This is a genomic window from Rhodococcus tibetensis, from assembly GCF_024438035.1.
GTDB lineage: Bacteria > Actinomycetota > Actinomycetes > Mycobacteriales > Mycobacteriaceae > Rhodococcus_F > Rhodococcus_F tibetensis.
On record NZ_JANFQF010000013.1, the window covers coordinates 136,977 to 160,973 of the forward strand.

The following is a 23,997-nucleotide window of genomic DNA, read 5'->3' on the forward strand; positions in this document are numbered from 1 at the left end:
ACTGATGGCTAGCGACGACCGCGATGCAGCCGGCGCAGGAGATGTGGCCGCTCGCGTAGTCAGCAACGCCGCACACGACATCGGTGGCTTCATTCGCGCACAACGCGAAGCCGCTCAGGTCTCGATGCGGCAATTGGCGCAACTCGCCGGTGTCAGCAATCCGTACCTGAGCCAGATCGAGCGCGGGTTGCGCAAGCCCTCGGCCGAGGTGCTTGCGCAGATAGCGAAGGGTCTCCGGGTGTCATCGGAGGTCCTGTACGTCCAGGCGGGCTACCTCGAGCAACGGCCCCACGGTCCCGTTCGTGACGCCCTGCTTGCGGATACGGCCATCACCGAGCGGCAGAAGCAAGTGCTGCTCGAAATCTACGAGTCGTTCTGTCGCGAGAACGACTCGGCAGAGTCGGCCGAATCCGGGACGTCCGAGCTTCGGACACAAGAACAACAGCGTTCCGGATCCGAGACGCCGGAACTCGACCCCCCCATCGTTGAACAGGAGAAAGCCGATGACTGACCAGAAGACCATCGACAATGTCAAGACTTCGCTGTACGCGGCCGTAGGTGCCGGTGACGTCGTGGTGCAGGCCGTGGCCGACGTGGTCGCCCAGGTCCGCTCCCGCGCCGAGTCCACCCAGGATGATGTCGAAGGGCGCGTCGGTGGCGCCCGCGAGCGCATCGCCGGTCTGCAGGAAGAGGTCACCGAGGGTGTGGAGACTCTTCGCGACCGCCTCGCCGGCCTGCCGTCCGAGCTGCCCGAGGAGCTCGCCGAGCTGCGCGAGAAGTTCACCGCCGACGAGCTGCGCAAGGTCGCCGAGGCGTACCTGAAGGTTGCATCCGACCTCTACACCTCGCTCGCCGAGCGCGGCGAGGATGCCGTCGAGCGCATCCGCAAGCAGCCGGTCGTCGAGGAGGGCCTCGGCCGCGCCGAGTCGGCCTTCGGTGACGCAGTCGAGCTGACCGAGGAAGCTCTCGGCACCGTGGCACGCCAGACCCGCGCCGTGGGCGAGCAGGCAGCCAAGCTGGCCGGCCGCGCATCGCTCCGGATCTCCGACACCGCCGAGGGCGTCGGCGAAGCCATTGCCGACGCCGGTGACGAGGCTGCGCTTCGCGTTCTCGAGCTGGGCGACCAGGCAGAAGAAGCGTCGAAGGAGGCTGCCGATCGCGTGAACGCGACGGCTGCCGACGTCCAGGCTCGCGCAGACAAGGCCGCTCCGGCCAAGCATGCTGCTCCCGCCAAGAAGGCGACCCCGGCCCCCGCCAAGGCTGCGCCGGCCAAGGCCGCTGCAACTCCCGCCGCGCCCGCCAAGAAGGCGGCTCCGGCCAAGAAGGCAGCTCCGATCAAGAAGGCTTGATCTTTTCCCGCTGTCACGGCCCCCGCACTTTTCGGTGTGGGGGCCGTTTGCGTGTGCACCTCGTAGTATGAGCGTGTGATTCAAGTCGACGGCATCGTCTCGGTGATCTTGTTGGTGATACGCATCGTCGCCCTCGGCGGCGCGGCATTTGCTCTGATTCACGCTGCTCGCCAGCGCAAAGACGCCTTCACGGCCGTCGACAAGCTGAGCAAACCCATCTGGCTGAGCATTCTCGCGGTGGCGTTCCTCGTCCTTCTGCTGTTCCCGGCGGTGCAGTTGTTCGGCATCGTCGCGGTAGTGGCCGTCTGCGTCTATTTGGTGGATGTCCGGCCGCGCGTCGACGACGTGCAGCGCGGACCCCGCTGGTAGTCCCCACAGAGACGAGCACGCAGCACGACGCCGGATGCAACGAGATCGATGGGCAGCTCGCCCCGGGCTGGGTGCACGAGACCAGCGAGGACTTCTGCCCCGACTGCGCGAAGGAGGACACCGATCCGTGAACGCCGCCTTGTTCGATGAGTTCGGTGAGCCCGAGCTCGATGCGTATCCACCGCTGCCGGCAACGGATCCACGACTCGCGGAGTTCTTCCGCACGCACAATGTCGTCCCGCCCGTAATGCTGGACCGCTGCATCGGCCGGACGGTGTGGTCGAAGACCTCGACCGATCCGCAGACCTGCAACGGCGCCTACCGCACCCTGATCGGCGTCCGGGGGAGCCGTGCACCGAGTCACCGCGCGGCGGGACGGTGTGGATTCTGCGTCTGCGCGATGACGACGGCACCGAACACGACAGCCCGCGCTACACCAGCAGCCACCAAGTAGCGGTGCTCCGGTGAGCGACAAGATGCCCCGATCGACGCACACCCCTGTGCCGCTGTGCACGTCAACGTGCGTATCCGATGAATCTGCTTACTAGGCTCCAGGTCGCGGGCGCACCGACCGCCTCGCGGCCCTTGACGAAAGGACTCGGCCCCACTCTTGCCGGCCGGCGCACACCAGACTTCTCTGACACGCGGGGCGAACAGCCCGATCGACACGGCAACCACGACGGTCCAGGTGACCGGCGCCCGGCAGGGAACGGTCGATCTGTTCGTCTTCCAGCTCGGCGCCGATCTGAAGGTCCGGACGGACGCCGATCTGGTGTTCTTCAACAACGCCAGCACCCCCGAAGGTGCAGTCACCCTCACCGGTGGGCAGGTGACCTTGCACCTCGCGGCCGTGCCTGCCGCGGTCGACACCCTGGCTGTGGCCGTCGCACTCGATGAGAACGCGCCCGGCAGCCTTGCCCAGGTGCCGGGCCTGGCCGTGACTCTCACCAGGCGGGCAGTACTTCGGTCGAGATCCCGGCGGAAGGCCTGGCCACCGAGCGTTCCGCGGTGCTGCTCGAGGTGTATCGGCGCAACGGGTCCTGGAAGGTGCGTAACCGGTCGGCCGGGTGGAGTGGGGGACTCGATGCTCTGGTCACCGAGCACGGCGTGAGTGTCGACGAATCCCCCGCGCGGACACCCGCACCCGTACCCACGCCCGAACCCGCACGGAACGTTGCAGCACCATCCTCGGCGACCGTCGATGGGGGTGGTGTGCGGACGGTGCCCGGCGAAGCGAAGCTGTCGCTGGTCAAGCGGGAGAAGCTGAACCTGCAGAAGCGGGAGGTCGCGAAAGTCCTTCTGCGCAAGGGTGCCGCCAGCCCGGTAGGCCGGGTCGTCCTGGTCATGGACAACACCGGGTCGATGTCCAAGCGGTACCGGTCCGGTGAGGTCAAACGGATCATCGAGCGGATGGTGCCGGTCGCGACCCAGCTCGATTCCGATGGGAACCTCGAGGCCTACGCCTATGCTCAGCGGTTCGTGAGGCTGCCCGACGTCACCGTCGCCGACGCCGATACGTGGGTGAACACCTATGTCCACCTGCACGGCCGGCACGGCGGCGTCGATTTCGATGCGATCGGCGGAACCAACAACGAGATCCCGATCATGGAAGAGATCATCGGCACCCTCGACAAAGGTGCCACGGCCCCGACATTGGTGCTGTTCTTCACCGACGGCGGCTTCCACGCGCGGGCGCAGATCACCGCCCTGATGCGGACAGCCAGTGCGTTCCCGGCGTTCTGGCAGTTCATCGGAATCGGCAAGTCCAGCTTCGGTGTCCTCGAAAAACTCGACAACCTGACCGGCCGACTCGTCGACAACGCCGGGTTCTTCGCGGTCGAGAACGTCGACAAGCTCACCGACACAGCCCTGTACGAACTGCTCCTGAGTGAGTACCCGGACTGGCTACGCGCGGCCCGGCAGGCGCGCGTTCTCAGCTGGCCTGAAAGACCCGCCGGGACCCACAGTCGTCATCGCGCCCGACTCCTTCAAGGGAAGCCTGACTGCTGCCGAGGGCGCCGCAGCGATGGCCGAAGGTGTGCGAACAGCGCTCGGTCCGGACGCGATGATCATCGAGTGCCCTCTCGCTGACGGCGGCGAGGGCACGCTGGATGCACTGCTCGCCAACTGGCACGCCGTTCCTCGATTGCTCGATACGACCGATGCGGTGGGGCGGGCACGGACGGCTCGATACGGGTTTTCGAATGACGGAGTGGTCGGCATCATCGAAGCCGTCGAGGGGAACGGTCTCCCACAGGTGTCCGATATTCCCCTGCAGCCCATGCGCGCAGACAGCTACGGTGCCGGTGTCATCGCGCATCGCGTCTGTCGATGATTCCCAGCTTCATCCGCGCGCCCGTCACGTGCGGTGGCGGGTCGCCACAGACGTCGACAACCCATTGTGCGGATCATCCGGCGCTGCAGCGGTGTTCGGTCCGCAGATAGGGCGACACCACAGAACGTGGTCGATCTCGACGCCGGGCTGGAGCACCACCTTGCGCGGATCATCCGAGCCGAGACCGGTATCGACATCGACCAGCATCGAGGAGCGGGCGCTGCCGGTGGAATGCCGGCCTGTCTGGTGCCACTTCTGGGAGCCGAACTCACACCCAAAGCCCGGTTGGTCACGGACGTCGTCGGCCTGCGCGAAATCTGCGCTAGTGCAGACGTGGTTCTGACGGGCGAGGGTTCGTTCGACTCGCAATCGCTGCGGGGGAAGGTCGTCCGCGGCATCCTCGACGTCACCCCACCGATCTGCCCGGTCGTCGTGATCGCGGGAACGGTTCAGCTGTCGGCTGCCGAAATCGCCTCATCTGGAGTCCTTTCGGCGTTCTCCATCGCCAAGGGTCCTTCGAGCCTCGCGGATGGTCGCGAACAGCGCCCACCTTGTTCGCGAGGTTTCGGCGTAGGTCGGTGGTCTTCTCGGTGCCGCTCTGGGCGCTCGTGAGTGACTGCCGATCAGGGGACCGTCGCGTTCGGTGGATCCGCGCAGACATTGGCTACCTGCCGACGCATATGCGTCGGCAGGTAGCCAACTCTTGCAGCTGTGGGGGTTCCGTTATTTCTGTTACTCGCCGACGAAGGCGGGTGCGCGCTTCTCACGGAATGCCGCGACGGCCTCTGCGGAGTCCTGGGTCGACTGCACGACGGCTTGCTCGGCGGCCACCATCGACAGCGACGTTCTGAAGTCGACGTTCTCCCCATTCCGCACGAGACGCTTGATGGCGCGGATCGCGACCGGGGGACCGTCGGCAAGGCGTCGGCACAAATCCTGCGCGGCTTCGGGCAGTTCCTCCGGGGAGTGTACTGACAGGACGATGCCCAGGTCGAGGGCTTCTGGGGCTTCGACGAAGCGTCCGGTCCACAGCAGTTCGAGAGCGCGTGCCTGACCGACGATGCGGGGCAGCAGGTGTGCGCCGCCGTCACCGGGGATCAGCCCGACCCGCACGTACGCCTCCGAGAAACGTGCCCGGGTGGAGGCGAGACGGATGTCGCAGGCCAGGGCCATGTCCATGCCTGCGCCGACCGCGACACCGTCGACGGCGGCGATCAGTGGTTTGTCGAGGTCGAGGGCAGCCGCGGCGACGCGGTGAACGCGGTCCTGCAGTACTTGCTGACGGCCGAGTGTCGAGGTGATTTCCGAGAAGTCGTCGAGATCGACTCCGGCGCAGAACGATCCTCCGGAACCCGTGACGAGGACGACGCGCACGTCGGGATCGGTGCGTGCCGACTGCAGCGCCTCGGCCCACGCGTCCAACATGTCGAAAGTGAACGCGTTCTTACGGTGCGGGCGATTGAGCACGATAGTGCCGACGCCGCCGGTGACGGTGAATTCCAGGTCAGCCATGTTCTATTCCTTGTCAGAGTCGAGCGTCACTGCGCTGGGCGTCGGCGAGGCGGAGCTGGAGTGTTCAGGCGGTGACGAGGGCCCACAAGCCCTCGCGCCCTGCTTCGAGGGCGGCCGCGGTCAACTTCTCGTCCCAGTAGTGGACCGAGCCGAACTCCGAACGCCAGGCGAGAGCGGGTGTGGTGAACTCGTGCAGCCGGTGCTCGCGAGTGGTGCCGATTGCGCCATGCGCCTGATGTGCGTTGCGTACCACCACGGAGGCGGCGTGGCCCGCGCAGGACCGGGCAGCGGCGACGAGAAACTCGAGGTTGGCTCCGGACCAGTCCGTGCGGACAGCCTCGATGAGTGCGGCGTCGGTGGCTGCTCGGGCAAGGGCGACTTCGGCGGCGATGTCGGCGACCAGGTTCTGGACCGCCTGGAACTTGGCGAGTGGACGCCCGAACTGGGTGCGTTCGGTCGTGTGGTTGATGGAGAGGTCCAGGATGCGTGCGAGTGCGGCGCAAATCTGCAGTCCGCGTGCCAGTGCGCCGCGCAGCAGCAGCTGGTCGACGACAGCATCCGCGACCGAGGTGCCCGACAGAACGGTGGTGTCGGCGGTGACGGTGTCGCGCGGTTCGCCGGCAATGTTGGTGCCGGGAGCGATGTCCAGCGTCGAGGTTTCGACGTCGGCGACGTGGTAGGTGTCGCTGTTCCGCCAGACGAGAACGACCTTGTCGGACTGGGCTGCCCAAGGCACGCCGGAGGCCAATCCTTCGTTGTCGAGTACGCACACCGTGCGGCGCGCTGCATCGACAGGGGAGCCGGTGACCTCGAGAAGCCACCCGGCCAGCAAGTCGTGTTCGACCAACGGGATTCGGACGCCGTTCGAGGCGGACGCGCGGATCAGCTCGGCGGCCTCGAACCAGCCTGCGCCGCTGCCCCCGTTTTCTTCCCGGCCGGTGAGCCGGACCAACCCCAGCTCGTCCAGCCGGCTCCACAAGCCCGCATCCCAGGGGGCGGTGCCGCTCTCCGGCTCGTTCTGTTCGCGGTGGTTCGCGAAGACCGCGGACATCATCTCGACGAGGTCGTGGTCGACCGTGAACGGTGCAGTCATCAGCGCAGCCCCAATCCTCGCGCGATCACGCCGCGCAGAACTTCGTTGGTACCGCCGCGGAGAGTGAATCCGGGGCGTTGCACGACGGCGTCGTCGAGCATGTCGTGGTACTCGGCCCGATCCGGCGAGTAGTCACCGGTGAGCAGGTCGGCGAGATCGGCGATGTCGCCCTCGGTGGACGTGCCCAGAACCTTGACGACGGCCGCCGCTGTATCGGCCGGTTCCCGGCGTTCGAGCGCGCCGGCGACTGCGGTCGACATCTGATGCAGGCCGGCGATGCGGGCGACATAACGGCCGAGGTCGGTATGCCGGGGGATCGCATTGCTGCGCATCTGCTCGGCGGTTTCGGCCAGCAAGGTGAACGTGGACAGGAATCGCTCGGGACCACTGCGTTCGAAGCTCAGTTCGGAGGTGACCTGCTGCCAGCCGTCGCCGATGGTGCCGAACACCATGTCGTCGGCGACGAAGACGTCGTCGAGTATGACCTCGTTGAAGTGGTGCTCGCCGGTCATCGACACGATGGGCCGAATGTCGATCCCCGGGGAATGCAGATCGACGATGAACTGGCTCAGTCCGTCGTGCCGGTGCGCGGGATCGACCGCGGTGGTGCGGGCGAGGCAAAAGAATGCATGAGCACGGTGTGCGCCCGAGGTCCACACCTTGGTGCCGGTGATCGACCAGCCGCCGTCGACCCGGGTAGCCTTGGTGCGAACGCTCGCCAGATCGGAACCGGAATCCGGTTCGCTCATACCGATACCGAAATAGCACTCACCACTCGCAATGGCCGGCAGGTATTGCTGCTTCTGAATTTCGGTGCCGTACTTCACAAGCGACGGAACGATCTGCCGATCGGCAATCCAGTGCGCTGCCACGGGTGCCCCGGCGGCCAGCAATTCCTCCGTGACGACGAACCGCTCGAGGTGGCTGCGGCCGTGGCCACCATACTCGACGGGCACAGTCATGCCGAGCCAACCGCGGGCGGCCAGGGCGCGGGAGAAGTCCTCGTCCCATCCGGTGAGCCAGCAGTCGACGCCCCGGCCGATCTTGCCCTCGGCGCGTTGGCCGGCGAGGAATTCGCGAACCTCGGCGCGCAGGGCGGCCGAGGCATGGGGATCGGCGGAGACCGGGGGAACCAATCTGAGGGTGGTCATGGTGGTGGTCTTTCCGTTCAAGCCGACGTGGGTTCGTTCAACGACTATGGCACCTTGTCGGCGGGATACGCAATACTGGAGTAGATTACGCATATACGTAAGCGGTAGTGTGGCTCGCAGTCGCGCCGGGCGACTACCGAGGAGGGATTGTCGTGGTGCAACCGGAGGGCGCAACCGGGGCGCGGGCCCGCGCTCGTCATCGCACCGTGGATCGCATCGCCTCGATCCTCGAATGTGTTGCGCGGGCTCGTGGCGGAATCACCCTCAGTGAAATAGCGAAAGAGGCATCCGCGCCGATCAGTTCGGTTCAAGGGCTCGTCAACGGCCTCGTTGCAACCGGCTATCTCGACGAACACGGTCGGCGCTACTCATTGGGCAGTGCGCCCTACTTGCTCAACCGCCTCGCAGGGCGGCAGCCGGTCTCGACGGTGACGCATGCCGACCTCGAGGAGATACACGAACGAACCGGCCTGACGACCGTGCTGTCCATCGCTGTGGGACCGGACATCTTCTACGTGGACTACTGTTCGTCCGATCCCCGGTTCGCCTACCTCGCCGAGAACTACGTGCGGCGGTCCCTCATCCGCACTTCCGGTGGGTGGGTACTGCTCGCAGGCATGGAGAAAAGGGATCTGTGGGCATACCTCAGGAACGTCGGCGAGGACGAGCAACCTCTTGTCGACAGATTCTTTGCCGCATTACCCGCGATCGAACAGACCGGTATCTGTGCTTCCCCCAACGCCTCCGAACAAGGTGACGGTGTATCGATCGCCGTACAGGCCAACGCGAAAACCGTTGCTGCCGTGGGTGTCATCGCGTCGCACGAAGTGATCACTCAGCAGCGCGACAGGCTGGTGGACGTCCTCACGGAGTGTTCGCGGCGCTGGGATCCACGACGCGCCCAATTTCGTCGGGCTCGCGACTAGCAGAGAGTCATCCGACGAGGAACGCCGAACCCTCGCAGGTTCGGCGTCCCGGGCATCGAAAATCTGGTCGGTCATAGGCCGAGTACAACAGTGCATCCATTGCCACCGGTCGGCTTGGCGTCAGGCCGGGAGAGTGACTTCCCGGCTCGACGCCACCCGGTGGACGCGCAGGGGCAACTCCCTCATTCCTAGTGAGGGGAGCTCCCCGACGAATGCCCGGCCATGTTCGGAGGCAGCGTGCTAATCGAGTGCTGACTGCGACTCCCATTCCTCGTGAACGTGGAAGACGTCCCGCTCCGATAGGTCAGCGCTGATAGTGAACGTCGGGAAGACTGCGGGTTGTGGGCGTCGGTATTTCGGCCGATGTGCAGGACACCGGAATCGGTGAGTTCGTCGACGACATCGACGGAACTCAGGGGCTCGAAGACCGCGACCTCGTCCGGGCTCTGGAAGCTGGTCTGTGGCGGCGCCTCGCTGGTCGCGGTAGCCGTGTGTCGTGCGAAGTTCATGGCGGTCGGCGGGATCGTTTGGCAGCGCGGAAACGCGGAGACGGATAACCGGACAGGACGTCGACGGGATATCAAGCGGGAGCCGGGGACATCGCGATCAACGGGTTGTTGGGCAATGCGTCGCGGGTGTGCGGATGGGCCTCCACGGTGCCGGCGCGCATTATCAGTACGGTTCATGGTGGCGTCGGCGTGTCTGGCCCGCAGTCTTATTCGTTCGAGGGAGAAGGAGTGGGCGGCGACGGGGCGGGCTCCGCTGATCGGCACGTTGAACAAGGTCGCGCCGCGGCGGCCGCTATGGTGACCGCCTTCGGCCTCTGACGCACCCGCGCGAGCACGCCCTCGGCGATCCGCTGTCGGGTGCGCTGGTCTCCGCCGTTCCTGTCGACCGTCTCCTTCCGGTGCCGAAATCTCATCACAGGAAAATCACCTGGCCGTGGAGCGCTACACTTAAGATAGCTACGATACCCGTAGCGTATCTTAATTTGGGAGGTGCCTGAACAATGACGGCCCAAACAATGACGATCCGGAACTCGTGGTCGGGATCGTCGATTATGTTCCTCGGTGGTGTAACGATGTCGGCGTCGTGGTGGGCGGACACCACGCCCGTTGGTGCGGGGCTCACCCTGGGATTCGGTGCGTTGGTGACTATTTATGCGGCGTGGTCGCTGATCGCGCGGGATCCCACGAAGGATCACTGGGCGCTCTCGGTGGTGGGGTTGGCGCTCTTCATCGCGCCGTGGGTCGGGTTGTTCGCTGGTGACGGTGCGGCCTGGACCGCGTGGATCTGCGGCGCGTTGATCATGCTGGTCGGCGGCGGCGCGTATCTGAGCGACGAATCGGCCAACGTGACCGAACACGCGCGAGTGCACAACCGTGCGAGCTACGAGGCGTCGATCCGATGAAGCCCGGTCTCGCGGCGGGCGGTCGTTGCGGCTCCGCAAACGCTGTACACAGCAGGAGGGACATCGGTCGATGCCCCTCCTGCTGTGTGCCTGAGGAACGCCGAAGACGACGGTCGACTGCGCCAGGTCGCCCCCTTTGACCGTTTGTTGACCGCGTACGAGGAACAAGAGTGGTCCATGGGGAGTCATGGTGCGGTCGAGGTCCGCGAAACTGTGACGTCGATTTCAGCCATCGTTCAGGCGAATCACGAACCTTTTGTCGAGCAGACGTCTTTGCTGGTCCCCGCAGGTTAGTTCGACGAACTCCGTGCTGAAGGATCAACATTGTGTCGGGAGAGTCCTCCTGCCGGCAAGGCAATTCGATCGAGCGTGTTATCGCCCCGCTGTAAGAGCCGGCCCGTCGTCGACAAGGGGCCGTCGAAACGGAGTCGGCAAGCCGGGAGTGGTGCGCCCCGGCCGAGCGCTCCGTCAATCATCCTGGCCGACGAGGGCGGTCTGCTCGCGAAGTGCCGGCTTGGTCGGCGGAAGCGATGAAGGTGGCCCTTGGGGTGCGGTATTTCGGGGAGTGTGCCCCGGGGTGGACTGCCGCCAACCCGTGATTCCGGTTCAGGGAGGGGTGCGGGCGGAGCGTCGGCTACCTGACGTGGGACCGTGCCGTTCCAGAAACGATCCATACAGCGATTCTCCCGATATTTGCATTCAAAGACCGATCTAATCGCCCGATTCGGAGCTGAGGATTGGGTGACAGTGCTCATCGGGTGAAACTGATGTTGTTGAAAGCTTTCGTTGCGGTTGTGCTGAGTCGGCGAGGGGTTTGCCCATATGAGATGGGCATTGCGGTTTCGCCGTGGCAGGTTCGTCTCGGTTAGCTGTGTCGTGGCCGAGGATAGGCCGGTACTTGCCAGGATGACTGCACACGATGGGGCATGCGAATACCCGCAGCGAATGCTGTTGCCCGGGAGGGGTTACCTCGACCGCCGTCTGGGCGGTCGAGGTAACCGACGAGATGCTCAGGCGTCATTGCGACGGCTGGCTGCTTCCCGTCCTGCCAGGTAGCCGAACACGAGCCCGAGGGAGATCGTCCCGCCGGCGCCTCCGTAGAAACCCTTCGTGGGGGCGCCACCGGAATTGCCGGCGGCGTACAGGCCAGCAATGATGTTGCCTTCGGTGTCGAGCGCGCGCCCGGCTGTGTCGGTCTTCGGACCGCCCACGGTGCCGAGCGCGCTGGCCTGGACCTCGAGCGCGTAGTACGGCGCAGTGTCGACCGGTCCCAGCACGCTCGACTTCGGGCTCTCGAGCACGGGTCGGATGATCTTCGCCAGGGGCCCGACCACGAGGGAACGGACGCGTTCGGGGTCGTTGTTCTTCGCTACCCGTCCTGCGAGCTTGCTCACGATCGGACCGATCGCCGCGGCGATGCCCTTGCGGGCCTTGGCGGTGGCGGCGGGGAACCGTGCGTCGGGCGAGTTCTTGCCCAGCCGGGGATAGAAGGCGCCGAAGTAGCGGTCGAACACCGTGTCACCGCGGTGGAACTGCGGGTCACGCGCTCGTGCGGCCTCGGGGTTGAATCGGTCGACGGTGCGGAGCAGCCCCACCTCGTCGACCCCGATCTTGCTCGCCAGCTCCGACAGGGTGTCGGCGCGGTGGAGGCAGTCGGGCACCTCTGCGCCCGGCGTGATGCCGAAGATCCCGTATTTCGTCCAGTAGTTCTGGTCGAAGATCAGCCACGCCGTGACGTTCGGCATGGTGCCGGTCTCCGGGTCGACCTCGCGCATGATCTGTCCGAATTGGTCGTAGGGCAGGGCCTCGTTCGCGAAGCGTTCGCCCTTGTTGTTCACCATGATGCTGTGCGGCAGCGCGCGTTCGCCCAAAAACACCCGAGCGAGCGGGCGACCCTCGAGCTCCTCACCGGGCAGCTGCACCCCGGGCATCCACCAGGCGTCCTCCATGCCGGTCAGAGCAGCGCCCACTTCCTGGGCCAGCTGCACCGCGATGCCGTCATGGCCCTGGGGGGAAACCTGCACGCCGAAGGGCGCGTCGAGGTAGGTGGTGGTGATTTCGGTTGAGCTCTCGAATCCGCCGCTGGCCAGCAGGACCCCCCTGGTGGCGCGCACCGTGTGCTCGACGTCATCGGCCTGTACGACGATCCCGCGCACCCCGGACTCGTCCGTGACGAGCCGGGTCGCGGGCGTCTCGACGCGGACGTCGATGCCGTTGCGCAGGCCCGCCTCGAGGAGCGCTCCGATCAGTGCCGGTCCGGCGAGCCAGACGTCGTCGATGCCGATCCCACCCAGTAGCCAGAACGGGAGCGGGTTCTTGGCCATGCCCGTCGTCAGGGCCGGTCGCACGAACTTCGCGTCCTCGCCCAGTCCCGCGGGGGAGTACGGACCGGGGAAGAGTGCCCGACCGACGGACGCGCCGTCGATGTCGGATCGGTAGTCCGGCCAGATTGTCGGGATCCACCCGAAGGGGGTGTGCTCTTCGATGAACCGGGCGACGTGGGGTCCGGTTTGAAGGAACTTCTCCACCAGGTCGTGGTCGAGGATCTGGTCGCGGCCCTGGCCGTAGATGTACCGCCGGGCCTGGTCCAGGTCGTCGTTGATCTTCAAAGCCTTGGTCGAGAAGCCGTGGTTGGGGATCCAGGCGGCACCCGCCGAGATCCCGGTGGCGCCCCCGACGATCTCGCGGGACTCGACCACGAGGACTCGCGCGCCCTCCTTGGCGGCGGTCAGTGCCGCCATCAGGCCGGCGCCGCCGGACCCGACGATCGCCACGTCCACCTCCTGGGGGATGCCCTTCTGGGACACGGTCCCGATGGAGCCACTGTTCTGAGTCGAACTGCTAACCATGATGTCCTTCCGTACAAACAGTTTTCGGTCACAACCCTGCTGAATCAGCAGGATGCAACCCGCTATGTAATTGAACTGTCAACTATGCTTGGCTATCGCTCCCCCCTGGGCATTGCTTTGAGAAGGCTGCCGGCCCCGGACGCTTCTTTGGGAGAAGGCGCCGTGCCTGCTCCGTGCCGCCAGGTGCTGAGTACTCAGAAGCCGCGCATCGACCGACCGCCCTGGTTGCGACGAATAACTGGGCGAGGATCCGCCTGTGTCGATATTGCGGAAAGATCGACACCCTCGATTGATCGCGATTCGCGATGGCGGTCGCTGGGTTCAGTCGCGGTTGTTCCACACAACGTTCTGTGCCCGTGGAGGTTTCAGGGAACTCGACGTGACCAAGTCTCAGTGGGTGCGGAGACGGGCGGTTCCGTGCAGCGGGTGTGTCCGGTGCGGGCCGGGTCGAACATGGCCTCGATGTGGGCTTTGATGTCGAGGGTGCTTATCGATCCGCCGTAGGCGAGTCGATCCGTAGAGGGTGTGGGTGGGTGTTCGGGGCAGGTTCATTGCTGGGATTCCTGTTGTAGGTGGGCATCGGTTACGGCCGACGTCCGTGCACGCTCGGTCAGATCATTCGGGCAGCCAGGACGACGGCCGCGAACATCAGCAGCGCGATCAGGGCGCCGGTGGTCACGGAATGGGCCACGACTGCCGCGAATGCGGCGGTCGGCGCCGCCGCGGCGACCGCGATCAGCGGCACGACCGGGGACCACGCGTCATGGCCGGTGGGGTTGTGCGCGCTCGTCGTGAACGACCGATCTGCTCGCTCGAGTGTGAATGTAGGTGTCATCTCGTGCTTCCTCCTGTGAAAGCGGATGTCGCTCGTGACGTCACACCGGCTGCCAGGTGCACCACCAACGTGACGCTACGATACGATAAGCGTAGCGAAAGATTCTGAGGGTTCGCTGAGCGTCGTTCACCGACCGCACCCGGGCGGCGGGAAACGCCCCGGCCAGGCCGAGAGAAGCAGGACCACGACTGAGAGGACGCGACAACATGCCCACGACAGACGGTCCATCGCCGCAGGCTCCGCCCTATGCGCTGCGCGGACAACGCAGCGTTGCCCGGATCATCGAGGCCACCCTCGACTTGTTGCGCGCCCAGGGCCCGCAACGGGTCACCATCGACGCGGTGTCCGCACGCTCGGGTGTCGCGAAGACCACCATCTACCGGCACTACCAGGACCGGGCGCAGATGTTGCGGGCTGCGCTGGCGGCGGCCGTGGACGAGGACGCCCCCCGCATTCCGGGGGACTTGCCGATTCGGCAGCAACTGCGGTGGATGTTCGACGACACCCGCCGGGTCCTCGAGGAGCAAGCCGGGATGGGGACGATCGCGGCGATCCTGACCGATCAGGACCCCGAGTTCACCGACCTGTTCCGGGCCGTCACCGCCGCCCGCCGCCGCACCATGATCGATGTTCTCGCCGCCGGCATCGCCGCCGGCTCCCTACCGGCGGACCTCGACACCGACGAGACCATCAACATCATCATCGGCTCCTACCTCGCCGCGGCGCTGCGTCACGGAACCGTCGAGGACGACTGGGCCGACCGACTCCTGCGCACCCTGTGGCCCGACCTGACCGAGTAAGGAGCGCCGATCACCGCGCCCCGCGACCACAGTAGAGCGGCGACCGGCAGGCGGTGATCGGCACGCATCAGGGGCGAACTGTGTGAGTGTTCTATCAGTGTGCTGATCCGGCTTCTGCAGACTGGCCTCGTACACGCCCGTTGGACCGATCGCATCCTCGACGAGATGCTCCATAATTTAGCCGAGGATCGCCCGGACATCCCGACAGGAACGTTGCGCAGGCTGAACAGGGCGGTACCGGACTCCCCGGTCGCCGGATACGAGAGACTCATCCCTGCGCTCACGATGCCGGACGAGGATTATCGGCATGTGCTGGGTCCGGTGATCCGCGTCGGCGCCCAAATTCTCGTTACCGCGAATCTGCTGGATGTCCCCGCCTCGGAGCTCGCGAAGTTCGGTATCGAAGCCGAGCATCCGGGCGAGTTCGTGATGGATTTGTTCCACCTCGACGGGGTGCGGGTACATCAGGCGGTGAGTGCGACCGCCGCGGCGTGGCGCAATCCACCCGGGAATCCCGGCCGATGTGTGTGCCGGCTGGTGGCGGCGGGGCTTCCTATTTCCGCGGCTGCGCTCCGCCGCTGAGCGGGGGAGTGACCAGGTGGGTTCGGTCGCGCGCCAGATTGTTCTGCCAGCGTGTGCGATGGCCACGACGGCCTTTGCCGTTCGCCGGGGTGTGGACACGGACCGTTGGGTGGTCGGGCCGGTTGCAGCGAACAAAAACTCGCCGCCCAACGCGAGAGACTCGGCAAAGAATGCGTACCCACCTCCCAGCTGGCAGTGGTCGTGGCGTTATCGACGCCGCGCTGTGCGGACGGCACGGCCAGCACCACCACATCCGCGGGCCGGGCTCCGCGGACGCCTTGGTGCCCTAGCATTGCGTGTTGTTCCCATAATCCACTCCTTCGGGCGCCGTGCGCCAACATGCGACGGGCACGAAATGGTCCGCCTCACTGCCTGCAGAGTTGAACGCGACTGCTCTGCAGTACGTTTCGCTGTTGGGCGTCAAGGTTTGGCCCGCGGCACGCGCTTGCGGCTGAGTCCGTGCGCCAGACGGGATGGGTGCTGCCACCGATCGCGCCGGGCGATCAACTAGGCATTGTCGTACATGGGGCAGGTCTCCCGGTTCGGGTGCATGACGGGGCGTCATGAATCCGTGGGACCGCGCTTCCAGGGAAAACGGATCGGCACGCATAGTTGATGTTGGGGCTCATGTTCGGTCACAGTCGCGGTCAACTCCTCAGTTGGCGCCGCCGTGGGGTGGGTATTGACCTTCCGATCGGAAGGGGTTAGATTCCTCGGACAAGCCGATCCGATTCTGTGGTCGGGTCCGATGGCCGGGCATTCTCGCGCCTGTCGTCGGCAACTCCGGAACGAGGAGCGGTGACCTCCATGATTGTCAGTTCTGTTGAGAAGCAAAGACTGTCGAGTGTCGTGATTCGGTTCGCTGGGGACTCCGGCGACGGTGTTCAGCTGGCCGGTGACAGGTTCACCGGAGAAACCGCGTTCCTGGGCAACGATCTTTCCACCATGCGCGACTTTCCTGCCGAGATCCGAGCGCCGGCAGGAACTCTCGCTGGCGTGTCGTCATTCCAGCTGCAGTTCGCGGACCACGGCATCCAGACGGCGGGGGACCGACCCGACGTCTTGGTGGCGATGAACCCGGCGGCGTTGAAGGCGCATCTGGCGGATCTTCCTACCGGGGCGGAAATCATTGTCGACAGCGACCAATTCAAACGCCGGAGCCTGCGGCGGGTCGGGTACGAATCGAACCCGCTCGAGGACGGCACCCTCGATGGCTACCGTCTGCATGCCGTTCCACTGGCCTCGATCACGGTCGAGGCACTGCGCGAGTTCCCGATCGGCAAGAAGGACGCCGAGCGCGCAAGGAACATGTTCGCCCTGGGGCTTCTGTGCTGGATGTACGACCGGCCCACCGAATCGACAGTCCAGTTCCTGCGCCGCCGATTCCCCGACGGCATCGCAGACGTGAACATTGCCGCGTTTCGGGCCGGTTACGCGTTCGGAGACACCACCGAGACCTTCGCGGCGCGGTACGAGGTACGCCCCGCTCGACTGCCACAGGGGCGCTACCGCAACATCGCCGGCAACACTGCGCTCTCTCACGGTCTGCTGGTGGGCGCGCAGCGGGCGGGAATACCACTGTTCCTCGGCGCCTACCCGATCACTCCCGCGTCCGACCTGTTGCACGAACTCGCCCGTCACAAGGCCCACGGGGTGCGGACCTTCCAGGCAGAGGACGAGATCGCCGGGATCGCGGCGGCGATCGGCGCCTCGTTCGGTGGTCACCTCGGCGTGACCTCGACCAGCGGCCCCGGCATGTCGCTGAAGGCGGAGGCACTCGGTCTCGCGGTGGCCTTGGAGCTGCCGCTCGTCGTGTGCGACATCCAGCGAGCCGGACCGTCCACCGGCATGCCGACGAAGACCGAGCAGGCGGACCTGCTGCAGGCGATGTTCGGCCGCAACGGCGAATCACCGGTGCCGGTGCTCGCACCCCGCTCGCCCTCGGACTGCTTCGACGTGGCGTACGAGGCGGTGCGGATCGCGACGAAGTACCGCACACCGGTAATCCTGCTCTCCGACGCGCATCTCGCGAACAGCTCGGAACCATGGCGGCTGCCAGATCTAAATGAGCTTCCGGACATCGGAGTGCGGTTCACGACCGAGCCGAACCACGGCGGCGAGTTCTGGCCGTTCCTCAGGGATTCCGAGACGCTGGCGCGGCCGTGGACGGTACCGGGGACTCCCGGCCTCGAGCACCGCATCGGGGGCCTCGAGAAGCTCGATGGCCGGGGAACTATCTCCTCCGACCCGGACAACCACGAGTCGATGGTGCGGCTTCGTGCGGCCAGGGTTGCGGGCATCGCGAACGATGTGGCGCCCCTCGAGGTCGATGACCCGGGTGAGGGCGCCGACGTACTCGTCCTCGGGTGGGGATCGACCTACGGCGCCATCTGTGCGGCCGTGTCTGCCGTGCGCGGACGCGGAGGCCGCGTGGCACAGGCCCACCTCCGCCATCTGAATCCTTTTCCCCCGCGCACCGGCGAGGTGCTGGACCGCTACCGAACGGTGCTCATCCCCGAGCTGAACCTCGGTCAGCTCATCTTGCTGATCAAGGCCACGTTCGGCGTCGATGCCGTCGGATACAACCGCGTTCGTGGTCTGCCGTTCACCGCGGCGGAGCTTGCCGCGCGGATCGAGGAGCTGATCTGAATGCTCGACAACCTCATGGCGCACGCGAGCGAGGGCCACGCGCCCGGAATCCGAGGCACCCTGACTCCCAACGACTTCAAGACCGATCAGGAGGCCCGCTGGTGTCCAGGATGCGGGGACTACGCGATCCTGGCGGCGGTGCAGGGGCTGCTCCCGGAGCTCGGGCTCGCGCGGGAGAACATGGTCTTCGTCTCGGGGATCGGGTGCTCCTCCCGATTCCCCTACTACCTGAACACCTACGGCATGCACTCGATCCACGGTCGTGCCCCCGCGATTGCCACCGGCTTGGCGATGTCGCGTCCGGACCTGTCCGTGTGGGTCGTGACCGGAGACGGCGACGCCCTCTCCATCGGCGGCAACCACCTGATCCACACCCTGCGACGGAACGTGAACCTGAAGATCCTGCTGTTCAACAATCAGATCTACGGACTGACCAAGGGACAGTACTCGCCGACGAGCGCGGCGGGCACGATCACCAAGTCGACGCCGGCCGGCTCGATCGACCGACCGCTGAACCCGATCTCGCTGGCGTTGGGCGCGGAGGCGACCTTCGTCGCGCGGACGGTCGACTCCGACCGCGACCACCTCACCTCGGTCCTGCGAGCCGCGGCCCAGCATCGGGGAACGGCGCTGGTCGAGATCTTGCAGAACTGCAACATCTTCAACGATGGAGCCTTCGACGCGCTGAAGAACCCCGACACCCGGGAGGACGTCACCGTCCGGCTGCGGCACGGCGAACCGGTGGTCTTCGGGTCCACCGCTAGAAAGGGTGTGCGGGTCACCCCGCGAGGCGGTCTGGAGATCGTGGCGCTCGACGACGCCGATGATGACGCCCTGCTGATCCACGATGTCCACGAACAGGACTCATCGATCGCATTCATGCTCTCGCGCCTGGCGGACCGGCCCGGCGGCGTCACGCCGCTCGGCGTCTTCCGGGATGTGGCCCGTCCCGCCTACGACGACCTGGTCAACGAGCAACTCGTCGACTCGCGGCGCGACGGCCCGGCCCCCGATCTCGCCGCGGTCATCGCGGGAAGCGATACCTGGCTCGTGGGCCCGGACCCAGAGTAGGCCGGCGTCACCGATACACCCCAACTGCAGGGACCAACGAAGGAGGAAGAAATTGATCATCGATCAGGTGGGCGTCGTGGGTGGCGGTCTCATGGGAACGGGCATCGCCCGCGTATGCGCCCTGGCGGGGGCCGATGTCGTAGTCTGCGAGGCAGATTCGGGCAGGGCCGAGGCGGCCCGGGTGCGGACCGAAAGTTCGCTGCGCCGTGCAGTGTCAGCGGGCAAGATCACCGGCGCCGACTGCGCCGAGGCGCTCTCCCGACTCCGCTACACGGCGATACTCGAGGAACTCGGCGACCGAGAACTGGTGATCGAGGCCGTCGTCGAGGACGAGCCCGTCAAGGTGGAGCTGTTCGCCGCCCTCGACAAGACAGTGTCCGCACCGACCGCCGTCCTTGCGTCCAACACCTCGTCCATTGCGATCACGAAGCTGGCAGCTGCGACGACCCAGCCGCAGCGCGTCGTCGGCCTGCACTTTTTCAACCCGGTTCCGGCGCTGCGGCTCGTCGAGCTGGTGCCCACGCTGCACACGGAGGCATCGACGATCGACCGCATCGAGCGGTTCGCGAGCGAGGACCTGCAGAAGATCGTGATCCGGTCCCAAGATCGGGCGGGATTCGTGGTGAACGCTCTCCTCACGCCGTATCTGCTGTCGGCTGTGCGGATGCTCGAGGCCGGATTCGCCTCCGCCGCCGACATCGACCAGGGCATGGTTGAGGGCTGCGCTCATCCCCTCGGCCCCCTGTCCCTCGCCGATTTCGTCGGACTCGACATCCTGCTGGCGGCATCGAACTCGATGTACGAGGAGTTCAAGGATGCCCAGTTCGCCCCGCCGCCGCTGTTGCTGCGCATGGTCGAGTCCGGGCTTCTGGGTGAGAAGACCGGACGCGGCTTCTTCACGTACTCCCGATGATCACCGGCGAAGGAGGACTCGTGCCGATCGACGACGCCAGCCTGACCGTGGCACCGGCCGTGACGTGGTCGCTCTCCGATGCGGGCGGCACCGGTACCGCGGTCACCGTGGCACCCGGCCTGAGCTGGACGCTGAAGCGAGCCGCCGCCCTGCATGGTGCGGCGGTCGCGGTCGTCGACGGCACGACCAGGCTCACCTACGCGGAACTGCTCTCCTGGTGCGAGCACATGGCCGCCGGACTGGCCCGGTGCGGTGCGCAGCACGGTGACCGGATCGCAATTCTCGGTGCCAACAGCGCCGAGTACCTCGCCGCGTACTTCGCGATACCGGCGGCGGGTCATGTCCTGGTTCCGCTCAATGCCCGGCTCGCCGACGCGGAGCTGATCGAGCTGCTCGGCGACTGCGACCCGGTCGTGGTGGTAGTGGACGAGGAACATCGAGCGCGAGCAGAGGCGATCACCGCGTGCGGCGGCGTCGGGGTTGTCACCTTCGCGCAGGTGCTCGCAGATTCGGGTGAGGTATCCGGTGGGCGACGCATACTCGACGTAAAGGCAGACGATCTCGCCGCCATCTTCTACACGGGCGGCACCACGGGCCGGGCCAAGGGTGCGATGCTCACCCACGCCAACCTCACCGCGAACGCGTTGCACATGATCGCCGGCGTCGGTTACGGCGCCGACGACGTGTATCTGCATTGCTCGCCCATGTTCCACCTCGGCGATGGTATGTCGACCTACCCGATGACCTGGGCGGGCGGAAAACACGTGGTCGTAGCGCGCTTCGACCCGCAGGCCGTCGTCGATGCAATCGAGACAGAGGGAGTGACCTGTACCTTCCTGGTCCCGACCATGCTCACCCTGCTGCTCGAGTACCTCGACCGGACCGGGCGGGATCCGAACCTGTCGTCGTTGCGGCTGGTGGTGCACGGCGGTGCGCCCATCTCACCGACACTGCTGACTCGGGCCATTGCGCGACTGGGCTGCTCGTTTACCCAGTCCTACGGCATGACCGAGGCGGGTCCGATCCTGAGCTTCCTCCCGAACGAGGACCGGCTCCTCGGGAGCGAGGTGCTCCGGTCGGCGGGCCGGCCGGTGGTCGGGGTGGAGGTGCGGGTGGTGCGACCGGACGGCACCGACTGCGAGGTCGGGGAGACGGGCGAGATCATTGGCCGGGGACCGAATTTCGCGCTGGGATATTGGCAACAGCCCGACGTCACCCGGGAACGGTTCCGCGACGGCTGGTACTGGTCCGGCGATCTGGCGTACCGCGATGACGGCTTCTACCTCTACCTGGTGGGCCGGGCGGGCGACGCCATCATCAGCGGCGGCGAAAATGTGTACGCGGCGGAGGTGGAGGCCGCCCTGGCCCGACACCCGGACCTGGTGGAGGCCGCGGTGATCGCCGTCCCGTCACCACAATGGGGCGAACAGGTGCACGCCGCGGTGGTGATCCGCCCGGGTGCGGCGACGACCGACGCCGACTTGGACCGGCACTGCCGCGAACTGATCGCCGGCTACAAAATTCCCCGCTCCTACGAATTCCACGCACAGCTGCCCCGGACCGGCCCCGGCAAAATCGACAAGCTGGCGCTTCGTCGCCCGCACTGGGCAGCGCACGAAAGGGACGTGTCATGACGATATCGAACGACGAGCCGCCGAGGGTTGCACTCGTAACGGGGGCCTCCCGCGGGATCGGTGCCGCGTGCGCGCTGCGCCTGGCGGCGCAGGGATACCGCGTTGCGGTGAACTACGGAAGATCCGCCCAGGACGCCGAGGCGGTTGTGAAGCAGATCATCGCCAACGGGGGCAACGCGGCCGCGATACAGGCGGACATCTCGGTGGCGGGTGCGGGCGAGGAACTGGTCGCTGAGACCACTTCACAGCTCGGACCACCGGTCGTGGTGGTCAATAATGCGGGCGTTCAACGCTCGCGGGCGATGATCCGGCAGACCCCGGACGAACTCGAGCAAATGCTCGACACAAATGTCCGCGGGGCCTGGTCGGTCACCCGTGCCGCGCTGCCCCACATGTACGACGCCGGTTGGGGGCGAGTGGTGTTCATCAGCTCGGTGCTCGGCGCGACCGGCGGCCCCGGCGACAGTGGGTACGGCGCCTCGAAGGGTGCCCTGCTGGCGATGTCGAAGAGCCTGGCGTTCGAGGTGTCACGTCGGGGTATCACCTCGAACGCGGTGCTGCCGGGGACGATCCTCACCGACATTGTCCGAGACGTCGATCCGGCGGTGCTCGAGGCGAACATCGCGGCCATCGCATCGCGGCGCGGCGGCGAGCCCAAAGAGGTCGCGGCCGTCGTCTCTTTCCTGTGCTCGCCGGACGCCTCCTATGTCAGCGGCGCGGAGATCGCAGTTCACGGCGGCGGGTGGGTCACCCTACCGCCGGCCACATAGATCCCTATCCATAGCGTTCGAGTAACGGAGGTATGAACGTGCAGTATGGAATCGGCCTGTACACCGGACAGGTACCGCCGGGTGAGGACATCGGCTTTCATGACGAGTACGCCCGAATCATCGAGCAGGCGAAGCTGGCCGAAGCGGTCGGTCTCGATTCGATCTGGCTGAGCGAACATCACGGGGCCGACGACGGCTACCTACCCTCGGTGCTGCCTCTCGCGTCGGCGATCCTCGCCTGCACGACCCGGCTGGTCGTAGGGACCGCGGTCCTGCTCGCACCCTTCCACGACCCGCTCCGGCTGGCCGAGGACGTCGCGGTCCTCGATCAGATGTCTGGCGGCCGTTTCATCCTTGGCATGGGAACGGGGTGGCGGCGCAGCGAATTCCGGGCCTTCGGCGCCAACCCGGCCACACGGGGCAGGGCGCTCGAGGAGACCGTCGAGGTCCTGCGGCGCGCATGGCAGGGTGAGCGATTCGCCTTCGACGGGCGGGTGCACAAGATCGACAGCGCGATCGTCCGACCACAGCCGTTCACCCCGGGCGGCCCGCCCATCTGGCTCGGGGGCACCGGCCCGCGGGCGCTCGCCCGCGCCGGGCGACTGGGCGACGGCTACTTCGGGGTGTGCGCTCCCTTCGACGCCATCATGTCGACCTATTCCCGCGTGCTCGAATCGGCACCCGACGAGCGACGGGAATCGTTCTCGTTCGGTCAACTGCGATCGGGATTCATCGCCGAGGACCCGGAACTCGGCTGGAAACTCGCGCGGCGAGGCATGACGTACACGATGGACGTGCACGCCCGGTGGGCCGCAGAGGAAGCCGGTAAGCCGGTCGCGGCGCACGCCCAACTCACCTCGGACGACGCCGTCCGCGAATACAATCTCATCGGCACCGTAGATGAGGTCACCGCCGCCCTGCGACCGTACGAGCACAGATTCGCCCGCCGCACCGACTCGCACCTGTGCTTCCGCCTCTATCACCCCTACATGCCGCACGACGCGGTGCTCGACGCCATCCAGACGTTCGGTAGGCTAACGGTGCCCGGCCTGCGTGCCACGGCGGAAGGCCAACCGCCGCCGCGGTAAGCGTGGGCCACGCCTACCTGCCGGAGGGGAAAGACGATGCCACCCAAGCGCTCCGCCGAGCGGCACGCCGAAGTTCTGGACGCCGCCATCGAGCTGATCCGCCAGAAAGGCATCGACGGCACGAGCCTGCAGGACATCGCCGACGCCGTCGGCATCAAGAAAGGCAGCCTGAACACCTATTTCGCTTCCAAGGAAGAGCTGGTCGAGCTGATCCAAGCGCGTTTCACCGACGTCGCGGAGCACGAGCTCGCCAAGATCGCCGAGCGCAGCGACCTGACGCCGGACCAGCGGCTCCGCGAGCTCCTCTACTTCCACGCCGAGCATTGCACCCTGCGCGTATCGTCCCCCGTGCTGGTCGGCTTCATGCAGCTGTGGACCTCGCCGTCCGCGCCGAACGGTCGCCACCAGCCGGCGGTTGTCCGCCAATACCAGCGGACCTTCGAGGAGGTGGTCGCGGAGTGCTCACGCAAGCGCATTTTCCGCAAGGTCGATCCGGAACTCACGGTGAACGGGCTCATGGGCAGCATGAGCTGGTGTGCATTCTGGTACCACGAGGACGACCACGGACCGCTGCGGCCGCTCGTCGACAAGATCATCGACATGGCCTTCGACGGCCTGCGGCCGCAGCCACGACGCGTGAAAGGGGCGGGCACAAAATAG

General features: G+C 66.2%; 23 protein-coding genes and 1 pseudogene. 19 read left to right on the forward strand and 5 right to left on the reverse strand.

What is annotated here, in order from left to right:
• Positions 1–4 precede the first annotated feature (4 nt).
• The 8 genes and pseudogenes from NOF53_RS16970 (at position 5) to NOF53_RS17000 (ending at position 4,665) form a co-directional block, all read left to right on the forward strand.
• A complete protein-coding gene (locus NOF53_RS16970; protein ID WP_255970787.1) occupies positions 5–511 on the forward strand; it encodes a helix-turn-helix domain-containing protein in 507 nt (168 codons plus the stop codon).
• On the forward strand, positions 504–1,349 hold the full coding sequence (tadA, locus tag NOF53_RS16975; RefSeq protein WP_255970789.1) for a major lipid droplet protein TadA: 846 nt from the start codon (positions 504–506) through the stop codon (positions 1,347–1,349). The genes NOF53_RS16970 and tadA overlap by 8 nt, the downstream gene beginning before the upstream one ends.
• Positions 1,350–1,424: 75 nt before the next feature.
• Positions 1,425–1,718, forward strand: a complete 294-nt coding sequence (locus NOF53_RS16980) for a DUF2516 family protein (RefSeq protein WP_255970791.1) — start codon at positions 1,425–1,427, stop codon at positions 1,716–1,718.
• Between the two features lie 127 nt (positions 1,719–1,845).
• The gene (locus NOF53_RS16985) at positions 1,846–2,172 is read left to right on the forward strand and encodes a hypothetical protein (RefSeq protein ID WP_255970793.1); all 327 of its coding nucleotides are present in this window, start codon (positions 1,846–1,848) and stop codon (positions 2,170–2,172) included.
• A gap of 234 nt (positions 2,173–2,406) precedes the next feature.
• A complete protein-coding gene (locus tag NOF53_RS27720; protein ID WP_308213832.1) occupies positions 2,407–2,829 on the forward strand; it encodes a TerD family protein in 423 nt (140 codons plus the stop codon).
• Complete coding sequence (locus NOF53_RS27725) at positions 2,826–3,809, forward strand: vWA domain-containing protein (protein WP_308213833.1); 984 nt, start codon at positions 2,826–2,828, stop codon at positions 3,807–3,809. The genes NOF53_RS27720 and NOF53_RS27725 overlap by 4 nt, the downstream gene beginning before the upstream one ends.
• Entirely contained in the window at positions 3,745–4,053 is a 309-nt protein-coding gene (locus NOF53_RS16995; protein WP_255970795.1) for a glycerate kinase, read from the forward strand. The genes NOF53_RS27725 and NOF53_RS16995 overlap by 65 nt, the downstream gene beginning before the upstream one ends.
• 28 nt (positions 4,054–4,081) lie before the next feature.
• Positions 4,082–4,665, forward strand: a pseudogene (locus NOF53_RS17000) (glycerate kinase).
• A 120-nt stretch (positions 4,666–4,785) separates the two neighbouring features.
• Here the strand turns inward: NOF53_RS17000 and NOF53_RS17005 are convergent.
• The 3 genes from NOF53_RS17005 to NOF53_RS17015 form a co-directional block, all read right to left on the reverse strand.
• A complete protein-coding gene (locus NOF53_RS17005; protein ID WP_255970797.1) occupies positions 4,786–5,565 on the reverse strand; it encodes an enoyl-CoA hydratase/isomerase family protein in 780 nt (259 codons plus the stop codon).
• Between the two features lie 64 nt (positions 5,566–5,629).
• Positions 5,630–6,658 (reverse strand): acyl-CoA dehydrogenase family protein, encoded by a 1,029-nt coding sequence (locus NOF53_RS17010; protein ID WP_255970799.1) that lies wholly within the window; start codon positions 6,656–6,658, stop codon positions 5,630–5,632.
• Entirely contained in the window at positions 6,658–7,809 is a 1,152-nt protein-coding gene (locus NOF53_RS17015) for an acyl-CoA dehydrogenase family protein (RefSeq protein ID WP_255970801.1), read from the reverse strand. The genes NOF53_RS17010 and NOF53_RS17015 overlap by 1 nt, the downstream gene beginning before the upstream one ends.
• Before the next feature lie 155 nt (positions 7,810–7,964).
• On the opposite strand from NOF53_RS17015, the gene NOF53_RS17020 reads away from it, so the two are divergent.
• Complete coding sequence (locus NOF53_RS17020; protein ID WP_374212627.1) at positions 7,965–8,735, forward strand: IclR family transcriptional regulator; 771 nt, start codon at positions 7,965–7,967, stop codon at positions 8,733–8,735.
• 1,009 nt (positions 8,736–9,744) lie between these two features.
• Positions 9,745–10,146 carry an SPW repeat domain-containing protein gene (locus NOF53_RS17025; protein ID WP_308213834.1) on the forward strand — a complete coding sequence of 134 codons (402 nt, stop codon included), beginning with the start codon at positions 9,745–9,747 and terminating at the stop codon, positions 10,144–10,146.
• A gap of 1,010 nt (positions 10,147–11,156) precedes the next feature.
• On the opposite strand, the gene NOF53_RS17030 is transcribed toward NOF53_RS17025, so the two are convergent.
• The gene (locus tag NOF53_RS17030; RefSeq protein WP_255970803.1) at positions 11,157–12,995 is read right to left on the reverse strand and encodes an FAD-dependent oxidoreductase; all 1,839 of its coding nucleotides are present in this window, start codon (positions 12,993–12,995) and stop codon (positions 11,157–11,159) included.
• A gap of 610 nt (positions 12,996–13,605) precedes the next feature.
• On the reverse strand, positions 13,606–13,830 hold the full coding sequence (locus NOF53_RS17035) for a hypothetical protein (RefSeq protein WP_255970804.1): 225 nt from the start codon (positions 13,828–13,830) through the stop codon (positions 13,606–13,608).
• A 206-nt stretch (positions 13,831–14,036) separates the two neighbouring features.
• Between NOF53_RS17035 and NOF53_RS17040 the strand changes: the two genes are divergently transcribed.
• The 9 genes from NOF53_RS17040 to NOF53_RS17080 all read left to right on the forward strand — a co-directional run bounded on the left by NOF53_RS17040 (position 14,037) and on the right by NOF53_RS17080 (position 23,997).
• The gene (locus NOF53_RS17040) at positions 14,037–14,630 is read left to right on the forward strand and encodes a TetR/AcrR family transcriptional regulator (protein WP_255970805.1); all 594 of its coding nucleotides are present in this window, start codon (positions 14,037–14,039) and stop codon (positions 14,628–14,630) included.
• A gap of 99 nt (positions 14,631–14,729) precedes the next feature.
• Entirely contained in the window at positions 14,730–15,212 is a 483-nt protein-coding gene (locus NOF53_RS17045) for a VapC50 family PIN domain-containing toxin (protein WP_255970806.1), read from the forward strand.
• 807 nt (positions 15,213–16,019) lie between these two features.
• Positions 16,020–17,861: a 2-oxoacid:acceptor oxidoreductase subunit alpha gene (locus tag NOF53_RS17050; RefSeq protein ID WP_255970879.1), complete on the forward strand. Its 1,842-nt coding sequence runs from the start codon at positions 16,020–16,022 to the stop codon at positions 17,859–17,861.
• Between the two features lie 15 nt (positions 17,862–17,876).
• Complete coding sequence (locus NOF53_RS17055) at positions 17,877–18,932, forward strand: 2-oxoacid:ferredoxin oxidoreductase subunit beta (protein ID WP_308213835.1); 1,056 nt, start codon at positions 17,877–17,879, stop codon at positions 18,930–18,932.
• A 52-nt stretch (positions 18,933–18,984) separates the two neighbouring features.
• On the forward strand, positions 18,985–19,845 hold the full coding sequence (locus NOF53_RS17060; protein WP_255970808.1) for a 3-hydroxybutyryl-CoA dehydrogenase: 861 nt from the start codon (positions 18,985–18,987) through the stop codon (positions 19,843–19,845).
• A 20-nt stretch (positions 19,846–19,865) separates the two neighbouring features.
• Positions 19,866–21,479: a class I adenylate-forming enzyme family protein gene (locus tag NOF53_RS17065; RefSeq protein WP_255970810.1), complete on the forward strand. Its 1,614-nt coding sequence runs from the start codon at positions 19,866–19,868 to the stop codon at positions 21,477–21,479.
• Complete coding sequence (locus tag NOF53_RS17070) at positions 21,476–22,249, forward strand: SDR family NAD(P)-dependent oxidoreductase (protein WP_255970812.1); 774 nt, start codon at positions 21,476–21,478, stop codon at positions 22,247–22,249. Before NOF53_RS17065 ends, NOF53_RS17070 begins: the two co-directional genes overlap by 4 nt.
• Positions 22,250–22,281: 32 nt before the next feature.
• Positions 22,282–23,337 carry an LLM class flavin-dependent oxidoreductase gene (locus NOF53_RS17075; RefSeq protein WP_255970814.1) on the forward strand — a complete coding sequence of 352 codons (1,056 nt, stop codon included), beginning with the start codon at positions 22,282–22,284 and terminating at the stop codon, positions 23,335–23,337.
• 36 nt (positions 23,338–23,373) lie between these two features.
• Positions 23,374–23,997 carry a TetR/AcrR family transcriptional regulator gene (locus NOF53_RS17080; RefSeq protein WP_255970816.1) on the forward strand — a complete coding sequence of 208 codons (624 nt, stop codon included), beginning with the start codon at positions 23,374–23,376 and terminating at the stop codon, positions 23,995–23,997.

Excerpts from the sequence above, each read along its gene's own strand:
- NOF53_RS17030 (WP_255970803.1), bottom strand. The coding sequence starts at position 12,995 with ATGGTTAGCAGTTCGACTCAGAACAGTGGCTCCATCGGGACCGTGTCC.
- NOF53_RS17005 (WP_255970797.1), bottom strand. The coding sequence starts at position 5,565 with ATGGCTGACCTGGAATTCACCGTCACCGGCGGCGTCGGCACTATCGTG.
- NOF53_RS17080 (WP_255970816.1), top strand. The coding sequence starts at position 23,374 with ATGCCACCCAAGCGCTCCGCCGAGCGGCACGCCGAAGTTCTGGACGCC.
- NOF53_RS17050 (WP_255970879.1), top strand. The coding sequence starts at position 16,020 with ATGATTGTCAGTTCTGTTGAGAAGCAAAGACTGTCGAGTGTCGTGATT.
- NOF53_RS17040 (WP_255970805.1), top strand. The coding sequence starts at position 14,037 with ATGCCCACGACAGACGGTCCATCGCCGCAGGCTCCGCCCTATGCGCTG.
- NOF53_RS16970 (WP_255970787.1), top strand. The coding sequence starts at position 5 with ATGGCTAGCGACGACCGCGATGCAGCCGGCGCAGGAGATGTGGCCGCT.
- NOF53_RS17035 (WP_255970804.1), bottom strand. The coding sequence starts at position 13,830 with ATGACACCTACATTCACACTCGAGCGAGCAGATCGGTCGTTCACGACG.
- NOF53_RS17025 (WP_308213834.1), top strand. The coding sequence starts at position 9,745 with ATGACGGCCCAAACAATGACGATCCGGAACTCGTGGTCGGGATCGTCG.
- NOF53_RS17010 (WP_255970799.1), bottom strand. The coding sequence starts at position 6,658 with ATGACTGCACCGTTCACGGTCGACCACGACCTCGTCGAGATGATGTCC.
- NOF53_RS16995 (WP_255970795.1), top strand. The coding sequence starts at position 3,745 with ATGGCCGAAGGTGTGCGAACAGCGCTCGGTCCGGACGCGATGATCATC.
- NOF53_RS17015 (WP_255970801.1), bottom strand. The coding sequence starts at position 7,809 with ATGACCACCCTCAGATTGGTTCCCCCGGTCTCCGCCGATCCCCATGCC.
- NOF53_RS17075 (WP_255970814.1), top strand. The coding sequence starts at position 22,282 with ATGAACGTGCAGTATGGAATCGGCCTGTACACCGGACAGGTACCGCCG.
- NOF53_RS17070 (WP_255970812.1), top strand. The coding sequence starts at position 21,476 with ATGACGATATCGAACGACGAGCCGCCGAGGGTTGCACTCGTAACGGGG.
- NOF53_RS17055 (WP_308213835.1), top strand. The coding sequence starts at position 17,877 with ATGGCGCACGCGAGCGAGGGCCACGCGCCCGGAATCCGAGGCACCCTG.
- tadA (WP_255970789.1), top strand. The coding sequence starts at position 504 with ATGACTGACCAGAAGACCATCGACAATGTCAAGACTTCGCTGTACGCG.